We start from the raw sequence: 23,250 nt of genomic DNA, 5'->3' as shown, positions 1-23,250 counted from the left end.
TCCGATCTCATCGACGGGTTCGCCCGTCCATCGGCCATGGGACGCGATCCAAGCCACCGAAACGTCCGCATACAGCAATTCTCATCATACGATCCTCACCCCCGGACTCCTCGCCGCGACGCTTGGCGTCGCGATTCGTCGACTCGGCCCCGCTTCGGGCTGGCCGCGAGGGGCCGCATCCTCGCGAGACGCCTGGAACCGTCGGCTTTGTCGTGGAAGCATCCGAGCCTCGCGGCTATCCTGGCGTCGGGTCTTACTTTTTTGAAAGCGCAGAGGACGTCACGACCTGGGGGGACGCATGAGCGAACAAAACCGCCGCACGTCGCGCCGATGGTTCGAAGAGGTGTGGAACGGCCGCGACGCCTCGGGTGCCCTGTCGATGTGCAAGGCGGACGCCGTGGGGCACTCCGAGGGGGGCGACATCCACGGCCTCGATGAATTCATGGACTTCCGCGCCCGCTTCCTCGGGGCCTTCCCGGACCTGACCTTCGAGGTCGAATCCGTGGCGGCCGACGGCGACGACGCGGTCGTCCGATGGGTCGCGCGCGGGACGCACACCGGCGACGCCCTGGGCATCCCCGCGTGCCGCAAGACGGCCCAATTCCGCGGAACGACCTGGCACCACTACGAGGATGGCGTGATCGCCGAGGTGTGGGACTCGTGGAACCTGGACGGCCTGATGAAGCACCTGACCGAGGACTCGGTCGAGGCCCAGGCCGAGTCCGAAAGCCGGCCGGCGGCCCCCCCCGCCTTGCCCGGCATCGCGGCGCGACCGGGGCTCGCCGATCGGATCAGCGAGATTCGCGAGGAGGTCTTCGGCGAGCACGGCGGCCCCGAGCTGGCGCGTCGCCTCGGGATCCCCGGCCGGACGCTGTACGACTACGAGACCGGCGCGACCGTGCCCGCCGAGATCCTCCTCAAGCTCGCCGACCTGACCGGCGTGGAGCTGCGCTGGCTGATGACCGGCGAGGGCCCGCGCTACCAGAAAGGCCGCGAGCCGAAGCCCAAGGCCTGATGGATCGCCACGCGCGCCGGGCTCAGGCCCGCGTCAGGATCGCCCGGCGCGCCTCGGCGAGCCAGTCGGCCGACTTCGGGAAGTCGGCGTAGTCCTTGATGGGTGCCAGGATCGTGTCGTCGGGGCCCACGCCGGCCGATTGCAGCAGCGCCATGTCCTGGAGGCTCTCGGCGAAGACCTCCCAGCGGATCGAGTCGAGCGGGCCGTCGGGGCCTGGATAGACCGCGAAGGCGTCGCCGTAGGGCATCCCCGGCCACGCGCCGACGGAGGCGTCGGCGAACGGGTCGCCGATCTTGCTCGTGCAGAAGACGAACCAGTAGTTGTAGCCCCAGTGCAGGAACCCCCGCGCGCCGAGCCGGTGGAACAGCCAGCCGGTCATGCGGATCTTGGCCAGAGGCGTGTCCAGCAGCCGCTGGACGAAGCGATCGCGCGGGCCGCAGCAGAAGTAGGCCCACGCCGGGCAGCCGGCCCGCGTGAACGCCGGCGCGGTGGCGATGCTGGGGATGGGCATGTCGGAGAGGCGCTCCGTGGCGAAGCGCGGGTCGCTCATCGCGTCCATGACCTTCATCCACGGCGCCAGCTCCGTCAGCAGCGCGCGGGCCTTGCGATAGTCGGCCATCTGGACGTCGCCGTCGGGCTCGTCGGCGCAGTGGAACAGCGATCGATCCAGGACCCCTTCCTCCTCCAGGAACGCCTTGAACTCCGGGAGGAACTGGGCGAGGAACGCGCGGTAGGTGTCGGAGGTCGCGGCGATCTCCGGCTCCCAGAGCATGGGGCCGATCGCCTCGTCGTCGCGTTCGAAGACGCGCTGGGGGTGCCGCGCGCTGGTCGGCGCGGGGGTGAACAGGTGGGGCCATTCCAGGTGGTTCGCCCCGGCCTCCACGGCGATCCGCACCCAGCGCCGGACGTCCTCGAAGTCGAACTCGTAGCGATCCGGCGCGGTCCGCTTGACCTTCAGGAGCTGCGCGGGGCGTTCCAGGATCTCGTGCCGGATGTTGAGCAGCGGCGTGTAGATCACGTCGACGCCGTGATCCGTCAGGTTGCGGATGTAGGCCGCGGCGAGCTTCCAGAACTCCTCGCCGCACGGCTTGACGCGATACCACTCCCAGATGGAATCGGCCGAGATCCACTTCGTCACCGGGAAGTCCCGACGCGGCCGGACGACCAGCGGGCGAACGTCGACCCGGACGGGCATCTCGATCGTGACGGGCTCGGGGCGGGTGAAGTCGACGTAGCCGTAGCGGTTTTCGAGCGTCAGCTTCACGAGGACCTCGTGGACGCCCGGCGTCGCCCCCTCGGGGACCTGGAGCGAGATCCAGAAGACCCCGTTCGCCTCGGGACCGACGTGGGCGCGGGGCTCGTCGTGCAGCGGGTCGGGGCAGAGCCCGGGGATGAAGCCGACCCCCTCCAGCTCGTCCTTCGGCGTGTAGGTGTCGAGGTGTTGCATGGGCACGAAGCCGACCCGGCGGACGCGGGCTTCCCAGCCGTCCGGGGGGGAGACCTCGCAGCGGACGACGGCGGAATCGGTCTCCACGTTGCGGAAGCACGCCTGCAGCGACAGCCGCTCGTTGCGCGCGGCGAGCATCTCCAGCGACGTCATTTCGCCGGGAGGAGAGGTGGGATAGACTCGCCGCAGGGACGTCTCCAGCCAGCAGCGGAGGCCGTCGCGTTCGATGGCCTTGGCCGGCTCGGCGCCCGCCTTCGCCTCGATCGTCCCCAGGGCGCCCGCGATGGCCAGGCCCCGGATCGCGTCCCTTCGATTCATGGCGGTCATCCCCGATTCGCGCGGTCGCCGGCGATCGTCCCGCCGCCCTCGCGGCGAGCCCTCCGGATCAATCTACACGAGCCGACATCCGCCCGGAACCACGCCCCGAAGGAGCCCCCATGCGGAACCGATCCCTTCCCATCGCCACGTTCGCCCTCGCGTCATGGGCCGCGATCGCGGCCCGGGCCGACGACGCGCGGCCCGCCCCGCCCGCGATCCGCGCCGAGATCGGCGAGGCGCGGGCACCGGTCGCCTACTGGCTGGAATCGTCGCTCCGTCGGGTCTATCCGGCGACCACGCCCGGCTCGTCGAGCCTGGCGATGACGGTCCCGCGAGCGGGCCGGGCGTCGTTCCAGGTCTGCGTTCGGAACGACAGCATCCATCCCGTCGGCTTCCGCTGCGCGGTCGCGGGCGCCGACGACCTGAAGCCGCGCGTCCGGCTCGTGGGGCTCGTCCCGCTCCCCCACTTCACGCCCGGCACCGCGCCCGAGGAGTTGGAAGGAGTCGAGCACGGGCCGGGGCTGGTCCCCGACCCGCTCTACCCCGAGGACTCGGTCCTCGTCGGGCCGATGGAGTCGCGGTCGTTCTGGATCTCGCTGGATGTCCCCGCGGGCGCGGAGCCCGGCCCGCGGACGATCACCGCGCGGGTCACGCCCTGGGGCGCGAGCGAGTCGGTCGAGATGCCCGTCGCGCTGGGGGTCGCGGAACTGGTCGTCAAGCCCCGTCGCGACTTCCCCGTGATCCACTGGTGGCGCGGCGAGGCGACCTGGGACTACTACGGGACCGAACGCTTCGACGAACGCTGGTGGGAGCTGACCAGGGCGCAGCTCCAGAACATGTGGGACCACGGCTCCGACGTCATGCCCGTCCCCCTGCTCGTCGCGCGTCGGGAGGCCTTCAAGCGGCCCTGCCAACTGCTCGACGTGGAGGAGACGGCGCCCGGCCGCTACGCCTTCGACTGGGCCCGGACCAAGCGATTCATCGACATGTGTCGCGAGATCGGCTTCCGCGAGTTCGAATGGTCGCACCTCTGGATCTACTGGGGCGCCGAGAACCCGGTCCGCGTCTACACGCCGAAGGGGGACGGCTTCGAGATGCTCTGGCCGCCGGACATCAGCGGCTTCTCGGACGTGTTCCTCAACTTCCTGGACCAGTTCCTCCCCGCGTTCCACGAGTTCCTCGTGAAGGAAGACCTGCTCGACGGCGCGTACTTCCACCTTTCGGACGAGCCGGGCGAGGGCCGGCACATCGAGAACTACCGCAAGGCCCGCGCGATCCTCCGCGAAAAAGCCCCCTGGATGCAAGGCAAGGTGATGGACGCCCTCAGCTCGATCGAGTACGGCCGCGAGGGGCTCACCGACATCCCGATCCCGCTCGTCTCCTCGGCCCAGGCCTACATCGACGCCGACATCCCGCACTGGGTCTACTACTGCTGCGCCCCGACGGGGCCGTGGCTCAACCGCTTCCTCGACACCCCGCTGGCGAAAATCCGCATGTCGGGCTGGCTGTTCCACCGCCAAGGCGCGCGCGGCTTCCTCCACTGGGGCTTCAACTACTGGCATCTGATGGAACGCGAGGAGTTGGGCGACCCGTTCCACGACGCCTCCAACGGCTCGTGGCCGAACATCCCCTTCGGCGACCCGTTCATGATCTACCCCGGCAAGGACGGCCCGCTCGACTCGATCCGCTGGGAGGTGTTCGCCGAGAGCCTCCAGGACATGGCCGTTCTCCAGACGGCCGGCGTCAGGCCGGACGACCCGCGGCTGGCCGCGATCAAGACCTACGCCGACTTCCCGAAGTCGGAAGACTGGCTGAAGACCGCGATCGACGCCGTCCTCGCGCCCGGGCCATGAACGTCTCCGACCCCGCCCTCAGGACTTGATCTCGACCCGGCGGGCCCGGACGCGATCGGTCCTGGGGAGGAAGACCTTCAGGACGCCGTCCTTCAGCTCCGCGGTGATGCGGTCGCGGTCGACGTCGTCGCTGAGGATGAACGAGCGATGGTAGTCGCCGATCGGGAATTCCTGATGGATCAGCCGCGCGGGGTCGGCGTCGGGCTCGTCGATCCGGGCGTCCAGGGTCAGGACGTTGTGTTCGAGCTGGATCGTCAGGTTCGATTCGTTCGCCCCCGGCAGGTCGGCCTCCAGGGTCAGCCCGTCGGGGCCCTCGTGGATGTCGATCGGCGGGGTGATGGCGGGGCGGGCCTGCGCGGCGTGCCTCGCCTCGTCGTCGCCGCGCGACCTCCCCGCGCCCGGGGGGCCGACGGGGACGCGGATCGGCGGGTGGGAGTCGCTCACGGCCGTCCTCCTTCCTCGCCGATGTCGATCGGCGGCGAGCCGGAGCCCGGGGCGGTCAGGGCGATCTGTCGCGGCCTGGCCCCCTCGGCGCGGGGGAGTCGGACGGTCAGCACGCCGTCGGCGAACTGGGCCGTCACCCTCGCCTCGTCGACACGATCCGGCAGCGTGATGGTGCGCGACCAGCGCCCCATGAAACGCTCCTGACGCCGGTACGAGTCGTCCTTCACCCCCACCGGCCGCCTCCGCTCGCCGCGGAGAGTCAACGTCTCGGGGGTCACCGTCAGCTCGACTTCGCCCGGATCCATCCCCGGGATTTGCGCCGAGAGGACGAACTCCGCCCCCGTGGTGGCAAGGTTCAGCGGCGGGAAGGCGCGGACGTGCCGCAGCGCGCGGAACGGGTCGAACGACTGAAACAGCCTCCCCATCTCGCGCTGGAATTCGTGGAAGGGATCCCACCCCCCAGACCAGTCCGGCCCCGCCATGTTCACCCCCTGAATCACGCCTCGGGTCGTCGGTTCCCATCAGACGCAGAGGATGTGCCAGCTTGACAGAAAATCGGGAATTCAACAGCCTGTCTTCCCTAACACGCTGCCACCATGTCAGTTACAACAAAGCAAAAGTCGACCCGGGGCGTGATCGCGTCCTAATCCGGCTCGCGACCGCCTGCCATTTTGACGCCCTGGACGGCCGACCGTCAATCCGGCGGTCGCTCGCGGCGAGGATGGCAGCCGGGCTCACCAGGTGACGACCATGCGACGCAGGGTCGCGACCTCGTCGGCGGGGGTGATGGAGAGCCAGTTGACGCCATGAAGCAGCCGGGGGTCGAGGTCGAACTCCTCGCCGTCGAGGCTGGCTCGCAACGCGGCGTAGTTGCGGCGCAGGGTGAAGCGGTGGGTCTCCACCGGTCCGTCGGGGGGGGATTCGGCGAGCGTGGCGTGGTCGGGGGTCAGGGGGCAATTGACGATCCGGAGCCGGCCCAGGGCGCGACGACTCGCGACCACCTCCGACTCGAGCCGGAAGACCTGCGGCAGCGCCATCGGGAGGACGTAGGAGGCGGGGCCGGTCGGCGAGGGCGACAGCGGGACGACGACGAACTCGGGGACCGGGAAGTTGCGCATCAGGGGGTCGATCGCCCTGGCCCGCTGGTGCAGCGCCGCGGAGTCGACCGGGGCGAGGAAGCGGCACGACGAGAGGGCCACCGCGACGAGCGCCACCGACCCCGGGGCCGCGATCAGGAACCAGCGCGGCGGGCGTCCCTCCACGGCGAAGGGGCAATAGAGGAGCATCGCGACCCGTTGCAGGAGCTGGGTGTTGAAGCCCCCCGCGCCCCAGAAGGTCGGCGCCGCCGCCGGGGGGGCCTCCGGGGCAGCCGACGGGGCGACGCGGGGGAGCCGGCCGCTGGAGAGGCCCACCAGCCATCGCGCGTAACGGGTCGATTCCCCGAGCGGCGCCGCGGCCTTGCGATCGGCCAGGAACTCCTGATCGATCCGCATCTGGCCTCGGAGCCACCAAAGGTGCGGCAGGAAGAACCAGAGGACCTGCGTCAGCCCCGCCAGCGCGTGGAACCAGGCGTCGCCGCGGTCCGCGTGCGCCAGCTCGTGCAGCAGGATCAGGCGGAGCGCGTCGCGGTCGAAGTCCTCGCGGTCGATCTCCGCCGGGACGAGGATGACCGGGCGGATCACCCCGCCCAGCACCGGCCTGCGGAGCCGCGAGGAGACGCGGAGCGTCGGGTGCGGCGGCGACCGGCCCAGGTCGTCGACCAGCTCGTCGAACGCCGCGCGGAGCGTGGGGCACGGCTCCCGCGACCGATCGACCAGCCGGCGGAACCCCCAGAGCCCCAGGCCCATCCAGGCCAGGCCGACGGCCGCGCCGGCCAGGTACAGGAGCGCGCCGACGCGGACCAGCCGCTCCCCCGCCGGCCACTCCGCGGGCGCGCCGCCGGACCGTCGGCTCGCGTGCGCTCCGCCCGGCGGTACGAGGGCGGGGGGCGCCGCGATGTCCAGCGGGTCCTGCTCCGGCACCAGCGGCGGCGGCACCAGTCCCGTGCTCAGAAGCCAGTCGACGGGATAGACCGTCGGCGCGACGTGGAACGCCGCGAGCGGGAACATCAGCAGGGCCGCGTAGACCCCCGACCTCGCGAGGACGACCCGGCGGGCCGGCTGGCGGGTGAAGACCACGACCGCCACGATGAGGCTCAGCAGGATCGCATTGGCGACCGCCGCGTCGATCAGCGTGCGGCTGAACTCGTCCAGCACGATCCACATGCCGCCCGAAGACTCCTCCCCGACGAAGGGTCCCCGGCCCGACCGGCGCCCTGGAGACGCATCGCGACCCCGGCGCTCCCCGGGAAAGGGGATGGGGCCGGGAAGGGCCCGCGCGTCGCGCCCGTCCCGACCCGGCTGCGTAGCCTTATGCGCCCGGCGGGCGTCAGGCGTCCTTGTCGCCCTCGGCGGCCGGCTCGGCCGGGGCCGCCGCCTGCCCGCGGGCGTCGTCGATCATGGCGCGGAGCCGGTCGAGCTCCTCCGGCGTGGGGGGCTTGGAGTCGAACAGGGCCACCATCACGCGGTCCAGCGCGCCGTCGAAGACGCGGTCCACGAACTTGCGGGTCAATTCGCGAATCGTCCGCTCGGACGACTTCTTGGGGTGGTAGATGAACGTCCGCCCCTCGACGACGTGGCGCACCAGCCCCTTCTTATCTTCCATGATGTTCAGGAGGGTTTGCACGGTGCTGTAGGCCACCGGCCCGGAGTCGCGGTTCAGATCCTCCTGAACGTCGCGAACGCTGGCCTGGCCCCGAGCCCAGAGGATCTTCATGATCTCGAGCTCCCGATCGGTCACCATCTGAGTCTTGCGCACGGGACTCTCCTAGCGGATGATCGGAAAAACGAAAATGATCATCCTCGCAACGTACCCCGCGCCACCGGCCTACGCAAGCTGAAAGATTTCGGAATGCGCACGCCTCCATACAGGGCATCTAGAAATCGACGCCGGCGTCGATCAGGCGGAACTTTCCCCCTCGGCCAGCCGCCGGGCCAGCATCTCGGGGAACCGTGAATACCAACGCCTATTCAGAGGCGAGGGATGCGGCAACGGCGCGACGATCACGGCCCTGTCGCCCCCCCCCGGGATCGGGAGGCGGCAGGGGTACTCGGCGTCGAACCGGGCGTCGGTCGCGGCCGATTCGGGGAACGTTCCCCCCTCGGCGTAGGGCTCGAACCAGCGGAACGCCTCGGTCCCCAGTGTGAGCACCCGCGAGCCCGACCAGAACCGCGCCAGCAGCTCGGCAACGTACGGCCGGAACCGCGCCCGGACCGATTCGGAGTAGGCCTTGTTCCCCGGCGGCTTGAACGGGACCGTGTTGGTCAGCAGGGCGAACTTCAACGCCTCTTCCGGCTCCCCGCCGCCGTGGGCCGCCACGATCCCGGCCCGGACCAGCTTCCCCCCCGCGCCGATCAGCGGCTGCGCCGCCGCGACCTCGTCCCGCCCCAGGTCGCGGGCGAGGATCGCCACGGGCGCGTCGAGCGCCCCGGCGAACAGGATCGGCCGCGACGGGTCGCGCCCCGCCTTCTGGTAGACCGGCTCGTCGACCGGGAACGGCTCGCGGCTGGCCTCGGCCTCGGCCTCGTCGATGAGCCGCTCAATGGTCCTGGCGTGCGGCACGGGGAACTTCCTCGAAAAGAACTGCAAACCTGAAATCCGCCGGCCCGGCGCGAAGATCATACGGACGACGGCGAATACCGTCGAGTCTTTGGCAATTCGGATGTCACCCAGGGAACCCCGGCGCGATCGGGGTCGGCCCGGGCCGATCCGCGCGCCGGGCGATCGGGAAGGCCGCGCGAAGTGCCGTGGAGGTTGGGCGGGCGCGACCTGGACGCGGGACTCACCGGGCGTGAAGCGCCCATCCTCTTCCCGGCCGGGCATGGTTTTGGACACGACGCCGTGACATGATTGGTCCCACTCGATCGGGTGCCGGTCAACCCGGCCGCCCGTCACATTTTTCGGAGCCCTCGATCAACTCAAGGAGCATCATGGGCTACTCGCACATGTTTTACGCGGTGGATCTGCCGCGGCTTCGGTCGACCTTCGGGTCGCAGGATCTGGGGCTTTTCGAGGCGGTCGTGAAATCGAGCGAGTCCCTCACCGAGGAGGAGACGGGGGCGCTCCGAGAGATCATCCAGGGAGAATGTCGGAACGAGCCCGTCGCGGAGCATCTCTACGGATACGCCCTGAAGGCGATCTGCGAGCATGTCGGAGAGTTGCTCCTCGTGGGCGACGTGGCGGCCGTGCGCGATCACCCCTATCGCTCGAAGCTGGTGGCCAGCGGCCCGCCGGTGGCGATCCCCTACACGGGTCGCGACTTCCCCGAGATCGGCCACCTGTCGCGGGACGACCTGGCCGAGGAGTACAGGCTGGCCACCGAGACGAGGCCGAGGGCGAAGCGGTCGCTCGGCGGGTTCCTGCTCCGCAAGCTGACCGGCGGCATCGCGGGCCGCGAGCCGGACGCCGAGGATGTCGCCGAGGACATGGAGCAGTACGCGGAAACCCTGAAGGAATGCATCAACCGGAATGCGTCCCTGGTCTCGTTCCGCCATTGATCCACGGCCGATGATCCGACCGTCGGCGTCCGGCTTACCCCACACCGACGGGGTCGGGAGCACGCGCCGTCGTCCCGGGCGTCACCGGCCCATCTCCCCTCGCCGGGGCGGCCAGCAACTTGACAGAGTGGCCGCGCGTCATTCGAAAATGACGAACGAAGCCAACTCGAAACCGCAACCAAGCCCTGGTCTGTCAAGGACTTAAGTCGCCCATCGCGGGCACGCCTCGACGACGAACGAAGCCAACTCCGCCGATCGCCGCGAGGGCCGAACGGCGAGGCCCCCGACGGGTCGTCGAGGGCCTCGCGGAGGTCGAGCGTGGTGGGTCAACGGCCGGCGGTGGTCCCGAATGGGACGCGGGGGGGGAGGATGACGGAGTCCTGATCGTGGACCCCGGGCTCCAGCTTGCGGGCGTTGTTGAGGTAGACGTCGCGGTCGTCGGGGCCGACGAGCCGGGAGCGGAGCCAGCGGACGCCGCCGTCGCTGTACAGGACGTTCTGGCCGGCGCCGTAGTGGTTGGGGCTGTTGTGGTCGACGTCACCCAGCAGGACGCCGTCGGGGGGCTGGTCGGCGACGACGGCGATCAGCGACGCCGGCCGGGCCGAGATCGGGCCGACGCGGCCGGAGGCGTGGCGATAGCCGGGGTTGTAGCCGTAGTCCCAGTTCACCATCTTCTCGTAGGACGCCGGGTCGGTCCGGCGGAGTTCCTCGGCCTGCTCGAACGAGGCGAGCTTGTGGGCGTGGGCGAGGTCGTTGCGGCCGTTGTAGGGGCAGTCGAGCACGCCGAGGTCGGGGAGGAGCCCCGCGCCCCGGAGCATGGCGGCGAACAGCCCGCTCTGGGCGTCGGCCCGGTCGCCCGGAGGGGCCGGGTACGACGGATGGATCGTGGCGTACTCGCCCAGGCTCTGGCCGATCTGCTTCAAGTTGAAGACGCAGCCCGCCTGGTCCATCCGCTCCCGCGAGCGCTGGACCGCCGGCGTCAGCGTGAGCAGGCCGGCGATGAAGATGCTGGCGGCGACGGCGAAGTCGGCCAGGCGGAAGGGGACGCGGGTGGGGATGTAGTCGAGGACGGCGGGGTCGTTGGCGGGTGCCTGGGCGACGAAGGCGAGCGTGCGTTCGGCGAGGCCGGGGGGCGGGGCGTAGGCCAGGCCGTCGTCGCAGAGGTCGTCGACCCCGCGTCTGATCGCCTGGATTCGGGCGTCCAGGTCGGGATCCAGCCTCGCGTCTTCCTCGAGGGCCCGCCGCCTCGGGTCGTCGAGCTGACCGAGGGCGAAGTCGAGTAATTCGTCGGCGTTCATGGCGTCAATCTTCTTTCCCGTCTCGCTTCGCCGCCTTCGCCATCTGCTGGAGCTTGGCGAGGGCGGCGTGCAATCGCGATTTCACGGTGCCCACGGGAATCTTGAGGATCTCGGCGATTTCCCGATACTTCAAATCCTGGTGGTACGCCAGAATCAGGGTCTGCCGCAGCAAGTCCGGGAGCTTCTCCACGCTCTCCCTGACCCACTCCCGGCGCTCCCGATCCTGGAGACCGGCCAGCGGGCCGGCGTCGTCGTTGACGAGCATGTCCAGCAGCGAGCCCGCGTCGGCCTCCCCGCCGGGGGCGGAGAGGCGTTGGTCCAGGCTGACGGTCGGTCGTCGTCCAGCCTTCCGCAGCAGGTCGACCGCCTGGTGGGTGGCGATCGCGTACAGCCACGGCCGGAACGGCCGCCCGTCCTCGTACAGGCCGCGCTTCAGATGAATCTGGAGGAATGTGTTCTGGAACACGTCCTCCCCCATCGAGGCGTCGCCCGTGTATCGAGCCAGGTAGCGGAACAGCTCCCGCTCGTAGCGATGGACCAGCTCGTTGTAGACCTTCTCGTCACCGGCGTCGCGATACCGGCGCATGAGTTCCTCGTCCGTCTCGTGGGCGAGGCCCCGCTCCGATTCCGTCCCGATGACCTTAACCATGGTTACGCACCGTCACGATCGAGGGTTCGATCCGGCTCCCAGAAGAGACGCCCGCGCCCGGGGAATCCCGGGCCGTCGCGCGGGGGACGGGCCGCCGGGGGCGCCGACGTCAGTATATCCGGCGGATGGCCTCGACGTTAGGCCTCGCCGGCAGGACGAGGTCGGGGCCGAGCCGGAAGGCGGGCCAGGCCGGCCGGAGGTGGGGCCAGTAGACCGTGAACGCCCGGCCGATCACCAGCGACCGCGGCACCTCCCAGCTCTCCCTCCCCGACTCGTCCCAGCCGCGGTCGGGGGCCGTCGGCGTCGTCTGGTCGACCCGCGTCCAGGCCCGGCCGTCCCGGCTCCACGAGCTGTTGTCCCCCAACATCATGTAACGGCCCGCCTCGATCGGGTACTCGCGGGGCTCGCGCCAGCGCAGGGCGGCGTACCGGTCCGGGTCGGCGAGCAGGTCGAAAAGCTCCTGGGGGGGCTTGAGCCGGTACTCCAGCAGGTCGTCGGAGTCGGGCTCGCCGGGGTCCCGCGTGTAGTGGACGTCGCGCCTCAGGACCAGGGCGCTCACCGTCGCCGAGGTCCCTCGCGCCGCCACCCGCGCCGGCTCCAGGTCGTCGAAGGTCGGGGCCGGCGGGTCGTCGAACCGCGTCTCGTAGGGCAGCCCGTCGCCGAAGGGGAGCGCGTCGTCGACCCAGAGCGTCAGCCGGTCGTCGATGTTGGCGAAGGTCAATTCGTGCGAGCCGCCGGCCCGGATCGCGGTCGGGGCCTCCCCGAGGATCCGGCCGTCGCGCGAGAGGGTCGCCCGGCCGGTGGCTGCGTCGATCTCGCAGCGATGGACGACGCCCCCTTCGATCAGGTCGACGCGGACCGCCCCCGTCGGCTCGGCGACTTCCAGGCGCAGCGAGAGGGCGAGGTCGCCGACCCAGTGGGGCTGGAACCACGGCCGGGTCGCGATCCGGACCTGGGAGAGCCCCTGGGGGGCGAGGTCGGTGTTGAACGAGCAGAAGTCGGTGACGAGGCTGGCGCGGGGCGGCGTGTCCGGCTCCCTCCCTTCGACGATCGCCTCGGCCTGCTCGGGGGACGGGACGACGTGCCGATATCGCAGCTCGCGCCAGGCGTCGTCGGCCTCGGCGCGATAGGCGCCGGGCGTGGCCTCGTCCCAGCCTTCCCAGCGCCGCCATCGGGGGTCGCCGGCGAGGCGTCCGGGGCGATAGGCGTCGACGTGCACGGGGATGTTCACCTGGAGGGACTGCCGGGGCGGACGGCGGAGGATGGCCGGCGGCCCGCCCCCGTCGAGTTCGCTCCGCCAGATGTCGCCGCGGCGGATCTGGAGGAGGTCGCCGGGCATGCCGACGAGCCGCTTGATGTAGCGGACCGAGGGCTCCTCCGGGAGCTTGAAGACGGTGACGTCCCAGCGCCGGGGCTCCTCGCGGCCGAGGCCGGGGGCGAACGGGACGGAGACGCCGGTCTTGAGGGTGTAGACGCGGTCGCCGGCGAAGCTAGGCAGGTGGTCGACGCGGGCGGGGAGGCGGCAGTTCTCGCAGACTCCCCACTTCACTCGCAAGCCCGTGGCGCCGCCGTCGCCGCCGGAGTCGACCTCGGAGTCGGCGTTGACCCGGTAGGTCCAGCCGCACTGGGGGCACTCGACCTCCTTGTGCCGGCCCAGCAGGGTCGGGGCCATCGACCCGGTCGGGATGACGTAGCCCTCGGCCTCCAGGCTCCAGACCAGGAAGCCGACGACGACCACCACGAACGACTCGATCGTCTCGCGCCGATTCTTCCGCCGCTCGCGCCGGGCCGCCGCCTCGGGGCCCTCTTCGGGAATGGTCGTCGCTCGGCTCATGGAAGTAATTCGTCCGGGAGGTGCTGAGATTGCGTCCGCGGCGGGATCATTTCAGATAGATCGGCCCCTCGACGACCGTGCCGGCCTCGACCTTGCCCTTCAGGGCCTGGGCGTCGAGCGCGAACAGGGGGCTGATCTCCAGGGCGAAGGGGACGCTGCCGTCGTCGCGGCGCGGGACGACGGCCCCGGCCTGTTCGAGCCAGGAGCCGAACAGGTCGCTCATCCGCTGATGGACGGTCGCCGGGGAGTCGGGCCCCACCGCGTTCTTCAGCGGCTCGAACTCGATCGCGCGGTCGGTCTCGACGACGAGGTGGCCCTTGGCCTCGGGGAGCGCGTCGAAGATGAACTGCTCGAACTTCACGGCGTTGGGCTCGGCCGGGTCGACCAGCTCGCCGGAGCGGTCGAGGCATGGCACCTTCTTCACCGCCCGATGGAACGGAAGGCGGTGGACGCCCACCAGCCGCTCGACGAACGAGCGTTCCAGGACGTGGATGGCGATGCTGCCGGCCCAGTAGGCGAGCTGCCCCTCCGGGCGGCGGGCCTCGGACAGCGGGCGCGGGAGGTCGGAATACTCGATGATCCGGGGCCGGCCGTCGACCTCGACGACGACGCCCACCTTCTCGTCCGGGTCGATCTTCTCGATGACCTTCAGCGACATCTCGGCGTCGGCGCGGCGGTGCAGGCCGATGAAGGCCGGGGAGGCGACCTCGACCATCGGGTTGTCGACCTGGAAGTAGAAGAGGGTCCGCACGCCGCGTTCGGCCATCTCCTCCAGGCAGCTCGGCCCGCCCCCCTCGCCGGGGGCGGCCAGCGCGGCGAGCGTGCCTCCGTGGCCGTCGGGGCTCATGGCGATTTGCCCGGGGGCCGACATCAGGATCTCGCCCGTGGCCAGGTCGACGGCCGGCATCCGACCCTGGACGAACAACCGGACCCGCTCCAGGCCGAAGTGGCCGTTCTCCTCGAAGAACCGGGCGGTGGCCTCGTGGTTCTCGTGGCTGGTCATGACGTATAGCGGCGGCTGCTTGCCGTGCCGACGGCCCAGCGCGACGACCTTCTCCGCGTGGATCTGGAACAGGCTGGCGGAGGATACCGGGCCGATGGGGAAGGTCCCCTTGGGGCCGGGGAAGCCCAGCCTGGTGCCGGAGCCCCCCGCCACCACCACGACGCCGACCTCGCCGGCGGCCAGGGCCTCCTCGCCGATCTCGGCGGCGCGGCGGCGGTCGGCGCGCTCGGAGTCGGTGTGGGGCATGCGGACGACCTCGCTCGGGCGGGCGCGATCGGCGTCGACCACGTCGGGCGTCGTCGCCGCCCCCTTCACCAGCTCGGCGATCAGCCGGGAGAGCTGATCGAGGTCGATGGACTCGATCTCCGCCGCGAGCGCCGCGCGGCCCGCGTCGTCCAGCGATCCCCAATGGCGCAGGAGGTGTTCCTGCCCGTGCTTCTCCAATCGTCCCGCCAGATCCTGCTTCATTGCCATCGCGCGGCGCGCTCCTCGTGGGTCGCTCGCGGGGCCGCGTCGGCCAGCCCGCGCCGACCCGCCCCGTCCCCCACGATGGTACCATCTCGCCGCGTCGGGGGCATCACGTCCCGGCGCGCGCGATCCCGCCCCCCGGCCTTCGGGGGTGCCCGAGGGGCGGGGGGCGGGACGCGCGGATCGGATCGGATGGAACGGGATCGGTTCGAGCCCCATCGTCGGGGGGGGCCCCGACGCAGCCGTGGTCGGGGCGGGTCGAGCCTGGCGGCGGCTCAGGTCCCGAATTCGGGGCGGCGCTGGGAGAGCTGCGACTGGAGCCGCTGGATGATCGACGAGTGCATCTGCGAGACCCGCGATTCGCTCAGGTCGAGCGTGGCGCCGATCTCCTTCATCGTCAGCTCCTCGTAATAGTAGAGGATGATGATGAGGCGCTCGTTGCGGTTCAGCCCCTTCGTCACCATGCGCATCAGATCCTTGCGCTGGAGACGGCGGGTGGGGTCCTCCCCCTTCTTGTCCTCGAGGATGTCGATCTCGCGGACGTCCTTGTAGCTGTCGGTCTCGTACCACTTCTTGTTGAGGCTGATGAGGCCGACGGCGTTGGCGTCGCTGGCCATCTTCTCGTACTCCTCCATCGGGAGCCCGAGCCTCTCGGCCAGTTCGACGTCGGTGGGGGGCCGGCCGTGGCGGGCCTCCAGCTCCTTGCGGGCCTCCTCCATCTTGGTGGCCTTGGAGCGCACCAGGCGGGGGACCCAGTCCATGGTGCGCAGCTCGTCGAGCATGGCGCCGCGGATGCGGGGGACGCAGTAGGTCTCGAACTTGACGCCGCGCGTCAGGTCGAAGGCGTCGATGGCGTCCATCAGGCCGAAGACGCCCGCGGAGATCAGGTCGTCGAGGTCGACCCCCTCGGGAAGCCGCTGCCAGATGCGCTCGGCGTTGTACTTGACCAGGGCCAAGTAGCGCTCGACCAACTGGTTCCGCAGTTCCGTGGTGGGCTGTTCCTTGAACTCCCGCCAGAGTTCGGTCACATCCACATCCACCTTGGTTGCCATCCTGACCTCCGTGTCGGCTGCGCGAAGGGACGCACATCCCTGTGCGGGCTCCGGGGGGGCCTCGGTGCGGCTCCCCCGTCGTTCGTGGCCGTGGCCCCGAGCGTCGCGGCCCCGGCCCCCGTTGAGGGCCCGGCCCGCGGCGTCCGGCGTCTCCGCCCCCGCCCCTCGCCATTCAAGGAACTCGATCCTCTATACTCATCGGACGACCGGCCCATCCGTCTTGAGCCGCATCGCCCGGATAATCCGGACGATCGCCCCGCGATCAGCCGGGGGGGCCGGTGGTCATCGTTCGCCAGGGATCCCCGGCCGGGTCGTCCATGGGCCTCCTCCGTCGTCGTGGGTCGCGCGACATGCTTCAGGCGGCCTCCTCGCCGAGGATCAGGCGGGCGAGCCGGCCCCGCGTGGCCGCCTCCAGATCGTCCGGCGCGGCCGGCCCGGTCGTCAGGTGGCTGACGGCGCGGTCGGCCCGGCCCAGGACGGCCAGGAGCGGCCCCAGGGTCTCGGCTTCGTCGAGCTTGGTCAAGATCAAGCGGTCGGGCCGGGCCGGCGCGAGCCGATCGACGGCCGCGCGCAGGCCCCGCGCCGAGGTCGGCGCCGCCAGCGTCAGGTGGATCTCGTCCGGCCGCAGCGCGGCCAGCAGCCCGGCCAGCTCCGCGACCCGCGTCGAGTCCCGCGGGGGGACCCCTGGCGTGTCGACCAGGACCACGTCGATCCCCTCGAGCACGCCCAGCGCGGCGCGGGCCGCGTCGGGGCCGTCGGCGACGGCCATCGGCGCGTCGAGAAGGTCGGCGAAGGCCCGCAACTGCTCGTGGGCCCCGATCCGGCGGCCGTCGGCCGACAGCAGGCCGACGCTCGCCCCCTGCTTCAGCTTGAGAGCCGCGGCCAGCTTCGCGATCGTCGTGGTCTTGCCGACGCCCGTCGGCCCGACCAGGGCGACGACCCGGCGCGTGCCGGGGACGGGGCGGATCGGCGGGGCGACGGCCAGCGCGTCCTCCAGGGCGCGACGCGCGGCCGACGCCGCGTCGTCCGGGGGCGTGGCGGCGGCGGCGGCGCGGGCCAGCAGCCGGGCGAACGGCTCGGGCGCGTCGGCTTCCAGGAGCCTCGCGTAGATCGCGGCCGGCTCGGGCGTCGCCGGGGGCCACGCCTCGACCGCGAACCGGGCCGGGGCCGAGCCTTCCGGCGCCGAGGACGCTTCAACCTCGACGCCCGCCCCGTCGCCGAGGCCGAACAGGCGGCGGCGTCTGACCTCGCGGGCCGCCAGGATCACGGCGTCGCCGCCGAGGTCGCGGCGCACGCGGGCCAAGGCCTCGCGCATCGTCCGGCCGCGATAGGTCCGCGGGCCGCTCGTTTCGGTCGCCCGTCCGGCGGGCACCGCGGCGCTCATGCGAACGCCTCGGTGGTGGCGAACCGCACCGGGTCGACGGCCGGCGCGTCGTCGCTGTCGTCGGCCTCGTCGGCCTCCTCGACGATCGTCCCCAGCACCTCGACGGGGGTGTCGCGGGGGATCTCCCGCTGGCTGAGGACGATCAGCCGGGGGAGGTCGGCGCGGGTGAGATCCTTGAGGACGGCCCGGGCGGAAGCGGTGGTCAGGACGATGGGCGGCAGGCCCGCGTCGACCAGCGCGGCGACCCCGAGCGCCACGGCGCGGAGGATGCCCCGGACGGTCTCGTCCCCAAGGGCCTCCGACGGGTGGGCGTCCGACTCGGCCGCGACGGCCGCCAGCCGGGAGTTCAGCTCCCGCGAGAGCGTGACCACCCGCAGCCGGCCGTCGTCCGAGCGGTGGCTCTCGGTGATCTGCCGCGCCAGGCTCTGGCGGGCCAGCTCGGTGAGGGCGGCGACGTCCTTGGTCTTGCCGGCGTGGACGGCCATCGTCTCCAGGATCGTCTCCAGGTCGCGGACGCTGACCTGCTCGCGGAGCAGGTTCTGCAGCAGCCGTTGCAGCTCGCCCGGCCGGAGCAGCCCGGGGACGACCTCGTTGGCCAGCGTCGGGGCCGTGGCCCGGACGCGATCCAGGAGCCGCTCGATCTGGTCTCGGGTCAGCAGCTCGTCGGCGTGGTTGCGGACGATCTGGCCGAAGTGGGCCGCCACGACGGCCGAGGCTTCCATGATCTTGCAGCCGGCCAGCTCGGCGACCTCGCGGCCCTCGGCGTGGATCCACACGGCGTCGCGGCCGGTCGCCGGGTCGACGACCTCGCGCCCCTCGGGGCGCTCCCCCGCGCCAGCGGGGGGGATGGCCAGGAGCCTGCCGGCGTAGGCGCTGCCCGTGCCCACCACGGTGCCTCGGATCTTCACGCGGTATTCGTGCGCGGTCAGGCCGATCTCGTCGTGGATCCGGACCTGCGGGACGATCAGCCCCAGCTCGCGGGCGACGCTCTGGCGGACGGTCCGCAGCCGCTCCAGCATGTTGCCGCCGCGGGTGGAGTCGGCCAGGCTGATGAGCCGGTAGCCGATCTCAAGCTCCAGCAGGTCGACGTGCAGCAGGTCCGTCATGTCGTCCGACGGCGGGTCGCCCGCCGGCCGCGCCGGCTCGGCCGCGCGGGGGGCCTCGGCCTCGGCGCGGGGTGCCTCGGCGTGCGGGCGAGCGTGGGTCGGCGAGCGTCGCGGGGCGGGGCGGGCCTCGGCCTCCTCCTCGTCGGCCGGCATGGTCCCCCGCAGGCGATAGGCCCGATAGCCCAGGGCCGCGGAGAGGATCAGCAGCGGCGCCTTCGGGAGCGGCGTCAGCGCGAGGATCGCCAGGAAGCCCGACGAGACCCCCATGACGCTGGGGTTGCGGGTGAGCTGCGAGACCACGTCGCGGCCGATGTCGGTGGAGGTGGACGAGCGGGTGACGATCAGCCCGGCGGCCAGCGAGATCAGGAACGCGGGGATCTGGCTGACCAGGCCGTCGCCGATGGTCAACTTGGTGTAGACCTCGACGGCCTGGTCGAAGGGCATCCCCTGCTGGGCCACGCCGATGAACAGGCCTCCCGCGATGTTCACCATCAGGATGACCACGCCGGCCACGGCGTCGCCCCGGACGAACTTGCCGGCGCCGTCCATCGCCCCGAAGAAGTCGGCCTGGCGGTAGACGTCCTCGCGGCGGGCGTGCGCCTGGTGCTGGTCGATGATCCCGGCGTGGAGGTCGGCGTCGATGGCCATCTGGCGGCCGGGCAGGCCGTCCAGCATGAACCGCGCGGCGACCTCGCTAATGCGCGTCGCCCCCTTCGTGATAACCACGAACTGGATGACCACGAGGATCGCGAACAGGATCACGCCGACGAGCACCTGGTCGCCGGCGACGAACTCGCCGAACGCCCTCACGACCGTCCCGGCCGCGTCGATCCCCATGTCGCCGCCGTGGGTGAGGATCCGGCGCGTGGTCGCGACGTTCAGCACCAGCCGCGTGAGCGTGGTGGTGAGGAGGAGCGTCGGGAACGCGCTGAACTCCCGCGGCGAGCGGATGCCCAGGGTCGTCAGCAGGATCAGGACCGCCAGCGTGAGGTTCGCCGCCAGCAGCAGGTCGAGCACGGCCGGGGGGACCGGCACGACGAAGACCAGGACCGCGCCGACGATCGTGATCGGCAGGATCAGGCTCGCGAGGCCGCGCCAGGCGGATTCACCGGAGTTCGACGAAGGCATCCGAACCGCTCCTGACGAAGACCGAGAAGACGCGGCGCGCGGACCATCCCCGCGACCCCGAGAAACACCCGCCCAACTTACCCCCGACCGGCCGGAATGGCCCGCTTGATGTGTGCGGGGACGATACCCCCGAGGCCCCGGCCTGTCCAGGGCGAATGGCCCTCCGGGGCCGTCGGATCAGCCCCGCGGCCAGGCCTCGCGAAGCTGGGCGATCAGCAGCGGATCGGCGATCGCCGCGCGTGGGGAAGCCGCGGGGGACGAGGCGATTCGCAGGGCGAGCTGGGGCGCCTCCACCTCCGGCAGTTTGGCCTGCCGGATCGCCCGGCGGATCGTCGCGGCGGTCCTCCCCCGCGCCGAGATCCGCGCGAACACCTTGCGCGGCGGCGGGCCGCCGCTCAGCACCACGACGAGCCCGGCGTCGCCGACCAGGGCGAGCGTCGCACCCGCCAGCAGCTCCGGCGTCTCGTCGCGGAGCGCCTGCGCCATCCGCCGTCGCGAGGCCCGTACCTTGGGGTCGCCGTCGAGCGACTTCTGGTCCTCGCGCTGCTCCTCCGGCGACATGCGGAGCATGGCCTCGAACCGCGCGAGCCGCAGGCCGTAATCGACCATCCCCACGACGACCATCGCGCCCGCCAGGGCCCAGGCCGGGGCGCGCAGGATGGCCATCGCGGCGGGAACGGCCGTCGGGAAGTCCTGGAACGCGAGCCCTTGCAGCTCCCCCCAGCACGAGCGCAGGCCCCAGAAGGCCACGAAGGTCAGGACGACCGCCTTGACGATCGACCAGACGGACCGCTCCAGCTTCGCGCCGATCCCTCCCCCCTGCCCCACGCGCCAGAGTCTCGCGGAGTCGGGCGCGAGCAGGGCCGGGGAGAACATCCCGCGCGTCTGGATCATGTGCGCCGCGGTCGCCCCCAGGGAGAAGCCCGCGATCATGACTGCGAACGGCGGCGCGACCGTCGCCGCGACGCCCCACGCCAGCCGGCCGAGGTCCCCCGCGGTTTCCAGGCTCGCGCCGGGATCGATCAGGGGAACCCGCGCCACGTCCACCAGCGAGCCGATCAACGACGACTCCCGCCACGCCAGCAGCGCCACGGCCACGAGCCAGCCGACCGCGGCGCTGAGCTCCGGGCTGTGCGCGACCTTCCCCTGCTCGCGGGCGAGTTGCCGGCGACGCGGCGACGCGGCCTGCGTGCGATCCTCGGACATCGGACCAGCCCCCTTGCCTCGGTTTCAGCCGTCCGCCCAGGCGAGCCACGCGTCGTCGAGGCAGGCGACCAGGCCGGCGAGGCTCGCCATGACGAGGACCACGCCGAGCGTCGCGCGGATGGGCAGCGACAGCGCCATCAGGGGGACGCTCGGCGCGAGCCTCCCCAGCCATCCCAGCGCCACGCCGGCCGCCGCCAGCGCCACCCCGGGGGGGGCCGCGGCGCGGAGGGCCAGCTTCAACGCCTCGGCCGTCTGGGAGAACAGCGCCTGGGCCGACTCGCGACCCATCGCCAGCCCGCCAACCGGCACCGTCTCGAAGCTGCGCAGGAGGGAGTCCAGGATCATCAGCGGGCCGTCCATCGCCAGGAACGCCGCCAGCGCGATCAGGCCGTAGAGATGCCCCAGCGGCGTCGATTCCTCGCCCGTCTCCGGGTCGAACAGCGCGGAGGTCGCCAGCCCCGCCTGGGATGACACCAACTCGCCCGCCTGCCGGGCCCCGGCGACGACCAGCGACGCCGAGAGCCCCATCAACCCGCCGACGATCGCCTCGTTCGCGGCCATCCAGCCCAGGCCGATCCCGGACGCCGGGGCGCCGATCGAGCCCAGCGCCAGGGGGGCCGTCCAGCCTCCCAGCGCCAGGGCCATCACGACGCGAAACCGCCAGCCCAGCCCCGGGGCGGCGAGCACTGGCGCGGTGAAGCAGACGCCCGCCGTCCGCGCCGTCACCAGCGCGAGCGCCGGCGCGTTCGCCATCAGCCACATCACGTCGATCGGGAGTTCGCCCATCGGGGCCGGGGCCTCGTCGCGGCTAGAGCAGGTCGGGGATCGAACCGATGAGGTCGACCGTGAAATCGATCCAGCGCGACGCCAGCCACGGCAGGAGGACGAGCGTCGCCACCGCGACGGCCACCAGACGGGGCGCCAGGCCGATGACCGGCTCGTTGAGCTGCGTCATCGTCTGGAATATGTTCACGACGAGGCCCGTCACCAGCGCGGCGGCCAGGAGCGGCCCCCCCAGCAGCAGCGTCAGCCGGAGGGCCTCGCGGGTCCAGTCGATCGCCTGATCCATGTCCATGCGGCCCCCTCCCTGGGGTCAGCCCGAGAGCCCGGCGAGCAGCATGTCGGCCACCAGGAGCCAGCCGTCGGCCAGGACGAAGACGATGAGCTTGGCGGGGGTGGAGACGAGCGTCGGCGGCAGCATGAACAGCCCCATCGCCGCCAGCACCGCCGAGACCACCAGGTCGATCACCAGGAACGGTAGGTAGAGCATGAAGCCGATCTTCAGGGCCGTCGTCAGCTCGCTGAGGATGTAGGCCGGCGCCACCACGCCCAGGTCGAAATCCTCCCCGGCCGTCGCCGGAGACTCCGGGTGGGCCCGCTCGCGCAGGGTCGTCAGGTAGTCGTGGTGGTTGTTCCGGTCGATCTGATCGACCATGAATTCCTTGATGGGTCCCGACCCCGCGTCCCACGCGGCGGCGGCCCCAGCCTCGCCGTTCATGTACGGCTCGACGGCGTCGTTGTACACCCGCTCGGCGACCGGCCGCATCACGATGGCGCTGAGCAGCAAGGCCAGGGCCATGAGCACCTGGTTCCCCGGCGCCTGCGGGCTCCCCAGGGCCTGACGCAGCAGGATGAGCACGATGTTGATCCGCACGAACGGCGTGATCATCAGCAGCGCGACCGGCAGCAGCGACGCCGCGCCGAACATCACGACCGTCTGGACGGAGCGAGCGGCGTCGGCCGCGATCGGCGGCGGCTGGGCTCGCGGCGGCGGCTCGTGGACCTCCGCCGGCCGGTTGATCCGCGAGACCGGCTCGGGCCGCCGCGCCTCCGGGGCCGGCGCGGTCTGCGCCGAGGCGGGCCCGGCGAGGAGCAGCAGCAAGGCGGCCAGGGCGCGCGCGGCTCGCCTCATGACTCGTCTCCGATCCGCACGTCGAAGCGGGGCCGGGGGTGGATCGGGGCATGGGGGGCGGCGACGGTCACGGCCGGGGACTGGGCCTGGGCGAGAGCCTCCGCGGGCTCGTCGTCCAACTCGCCGAGGAGCGTGGGGGCGCCTTGCGGGCCGGTGCCGATGAGCAGCGTCCGGCCCCCGGCCTTCACGGCGAAGACGGCGTGCCGCGGCGGGAGGTGGACCCGGCCGACGACCTGGAGCTTGACCGCCGCGCCGTTCGAGCACTGCCTGCGCGCGGCCACGCAGAGCGCGCCCGCGCCGCCGAGGGCCAGGATCATCACGGTCGTCCCGAGCCACCACGCCTGCGAGACGGGCGCCCGCGACGCCTTGCGCGACCGCTCGGCGGCCAGCGTGCGGCCGGGCCTCGCCTCGTCGTCCGCCGCGACGTCCTGGGCCGGGAGGGAGGGAGCCGCCCCCAGGATCAGGGCGAGCGTCATCAGCAGGATCTTGGCTCGGGCCATGCGAGGTTCCTTCGGTCGTCGCGGAGCCGGTCGGGGGT

The 23,250-nt window shown here is 71.7% G+C and carries 21 protein-coding genes; 3 read left to right on the top strand and 18 right to left on the bottom strand.

All coding sequences use genetic code 11. From position 1 onward, the window contains the following. Window positions 1–298: 298 nt before the first annotated feature. Window positions 299–1,015: an ester cyclase gene (locus WG209_RS01035; RefSeq protein WP_337173129.1), complete on the top strand. Its 717-nt coding sequence runs from the start codon at window positions 299–301 to the stop codon at window positions 1,013–1,015. A gap of 22 nt (window positions 1,016–1,037) precedes the next feature. On the opposite strand, the gene WG209_RS01030 is transcribed toward WG209_RS01035, so the two are convergent. After that, window positions 1,038–2,780: a DUF4091 domain-containing protein gene (locus WG209_RS01030; RefSeq protein WP_337173128.1), complete on the bottom strand. Its 1,743-nt coding sequence runs from the start codon at window positions 2,778–2,780 to the stop codon at window positions 1,038–1,040. Between the two features lie 119 nt (window positions 2,781–2,899). Here WG209_RS01030 and WG209_RS01025 point away from each other — a divergent pair, with 119 nt between their 5' ends. Beyond that, window positions 2,900–4,633 carry a DUF4091 domain-containing protein gene (locus WG209_RS01025; RefSeq protein WP_337173127.1) on the top strand — a complete coding sequence of 578 codons (1,734 nt, stop codon included), beginning with the start codon at window positions 2,900–2,902 and terminating at the stop codon, window positions 4,631–4,633. A gap of 18 nt (window positions 4,634–4,651) precedes the next feature. On the opposite strand, the gene WG209_RS01020 is transcribed toward WG209_RS01025, so the two are convergent. The 5 genes from WG209_RS01020 to WG209_RS01000 form a co-directional block, all read right to left on the bottom strand. Next, window positions 4,652–5,077 carry an Hsp20/alpha crystallin family protein gene (locus tag WG209_RS01020; RefSeq protein WP_337173126.1) on the bottom strand — a complete coding sequence of 142 codons (426 nt, stop codon included), beginning with the start codon at window positions 5,075–5,077 and terminating at the stop codon, window positions 4,652–4,654. Beyond that, on the bottom strand, window positions 5,074–5,577 hold the full coding sequence (locus WG209_RS01015; protein ID WP_337173125.1) for an Hsp20/alpha crystallin family protein: 504 nt from the start codon (window positions 5,575–5,577) through the stop codon (window positions 5,074–5,076). The genes WG209_RS01020 and WG209_RS01015 overlap by 4 nt, the downstream gene beginning before the upstream one ends. Window positions 5,578–5,811: 234 nt before the next feature. Next, a complete protein-coding gene (locus tag WG209_RS01010; RefSeq protein ID WP_337173124.1) occupies window positions 5,812–7,341 on the bottom strand; it encodes a M56 family metallopeptidase in 1,530 nt (509 codons plus the stop codon). Between the two features lie 163 nt (window positions 7,342–7,504). Continuing rightward, window positions 7,505–7,933: a BlaI/MecI/CopY family transcriptional regulator gene (locus WG209_RS01005; protein WP_337173123.1), complete on the bottom strand. Its 429-nt coding sequence runs from the start codon at window positions 7,931–7,933 to the stop codon at window positions 7,505–7,507. A 141-nt stretch (window positions 7,934–8,074) separates the two neighbouring features. Further along, the gene (locus tag WG209_RS01000; RefSeq protein WP_337173122.1) at window positions 8,075–8,737 is read right to left on the bottom strand and encodes a uracil-DNA glycosylase family protein; all 663 of its coding nucleotides are present in this window, start codon (window positions 8,735–8,737) and stop codon (window positions 8,075–8,077) included. Between the two features lie 368 nt (window positions 8,738–9,105). Between WG209_RS01000 and WG209_RS00995 the strand changes: the two genes are divergently transcribed. Next, window positions 9,106–9,672: a hypothetical protein gene (locus WG209_RS00995; RefSeq protein WP_337173121.1), complete on the top strand. Its 567-nt coding sequence runs from the start codon at window positions 9,106–9,108 to the stop codon at window positions 9,670–9,672. 326 nt (window positions 9,673–9,998) lie between these two features. Here WG209_RS00995 and WG209_RS00990 read toward each other — a convergent pair whose 3' ends face one another. From WG209_RS00990 to WG209_RS00935, 12 genes are all read right to left on the bottom strand, one after another. Beyond that, the gene (locus tag WG209_RS00990) at window positions 9,999–10,970 is read right to left on the bottom strand and encodes a hypothetical protein (protein ID WP_337173120.1); all 972 of its coding nucleotides are present in this window, start codon (window positions 10,968–10,970) and stop codon (window positions 9,999–10,001) included. Between the two features lie 4 nt (window positions 10,971–10,974). Next, the gene (locus WG209_RS00985; RefSeq protein WP_337173119.1) at window positions 10,975–11,619 is read right to left on the bottom strand and encodes an RNA polymerase sigma factor; all 645 of its coding nucleotides are present in this window, start codon (window positions 11,617–11,619) and stop codon (window positions 10,975–10,977) included. Between the two features lie 109 nt (window positions 11,620–11,728). Next, a complete protein-coding gene (locus WG209_RS00980) occupies window positions 11,729–13,453 on the bottom strand; it encodes a S26 family signal peptidase (protein ID WP_337173118.1) in 1,725 nt (574 codons plus the stop codon). 46 nt (window positions 13,454–13,499) lie between these two features. After that, on the bottom strand, window positions 13,500–14,930 hold the full coding sequence (locus WG209_RS00975) for a UTP--glucose-1-phosphate uridylyltransferase (protein WP_337173117.1): 1,431 nt from the start codon (window positions 14,928–14,930) through the stop codon (window positions 13,500–13,502). Between the two features lie 269 nt (window positions 14,931–15,199). Next, window positions 15,200–15,976, bottom strand: coding sequence for a FliA/WhiG family RNA polymerase sigma factor (locus WG209_RS00970; protein ID WP_337173116.1), 777 nt, complete (start codon window positions 15,974–15,976; stop codon window positions 15,200–15,202). Window positions 15,977–16,331: 355 nt separating this feature from the next. Next, complete coding sequence (locus tag WG209_RS00965; RefSeq protein WP_337173115.1) at window positions 16,332–17,360, bottom strand: flagellar GTP-binding protein; 1,029 nt, start codon at window positions 17,358–17,360, stop codon at window positions 16,332–16,334. Further along, window positions 17,357–19,594, bottom strand: a complete 2,238-nt coding sequence (locus tag WG209_RS00960; RefSeq protein WP_337173114.1) for a flagellar biosynthesis protein FlhA — start codon at window positions 19,592–19,594, stop codon at window positions 17,357–17,359. The genes WG209_RS00965 and WG209_RS00960 overlap by 4 nt, the downstream gene beginning before the upstream one ends. A gap of 177 nt (window positions 19,595–19,771) precedes the next feature. After that, window positions 19,772–20,800: an EscU/YscU/HrcU family type III secretion system export apparatus switch protein gene (locus WG209_RS00955; protein ID WP_337173113.1), complete on the bottom strand. Its 1,029-nt coding sequence runs from the start codon at window positions 20,798–20,800 to the stop codon at window positions 19,772–19,774. Window positions 20,801–20,824: 24 nt separating this feature from the next. Further along, the gene (locus WG209_RS00950; protein ID WP_337173112.1) at window positions 20,825–21,586 is read right to left on the bottom strand and encodes a flagellar biosynthetic protein FliR; all 762 of its coding nucleotides are present in this window, start codon (window positions 21,584–21,586) and stop codon (window positions 20,825–20,827) included. A 22-nt stretch (window positions 21,587–21,608) separates the two neighbouring features. Then, window positions 21,609–21,875, bottom strand: a complete 267-nt coding sequence (locus tag WG209_RS00945) for a flagellar biosynthetic protein FliQ (RefSeq protein ID WP_337173111.1) — start codon at window positions 21,873–21,875, stop codon at window positions 21,609–21,611. Between the two features lie 18 nt (window positions 21,876–21,893). Then, entirely contained in the window at window positions 21,894–22,712 is an 819-nt protein-coding gene (locus WG209_RS00940; protein ID WP_337173110.1) for a flagellar type III secretion system pore protein FliP, read from the bottom strand. Then, entirely contained in the window at window positions 22,709–23,212 is a 504-nt protein-coding gene (locus tag WG209_RS00935; RefSeq protein WP_337173109.1) for a flagellar biosynthetic protein FliO, read from the bottom strand. The genes WG209_RS00940 and WG209_RS00935 overlap by 4 nt, the downstream gene beginning before the upstream one ends. Window positions 23,213–23,250 lie beyond the last annotated feature (38 nt).

This window comes from Paludisphaera sp., from assembly GCF_037189885.1.
Classification (GTDB): domain Bacteria; phylum Planctomycetota; class Planctomycetia; order Isosphaerales; family Isosphaeraceae; genus Paludisphaera.
This window is presented reverse-complemented; position numbering and strand designations above follow the sequence as displayed.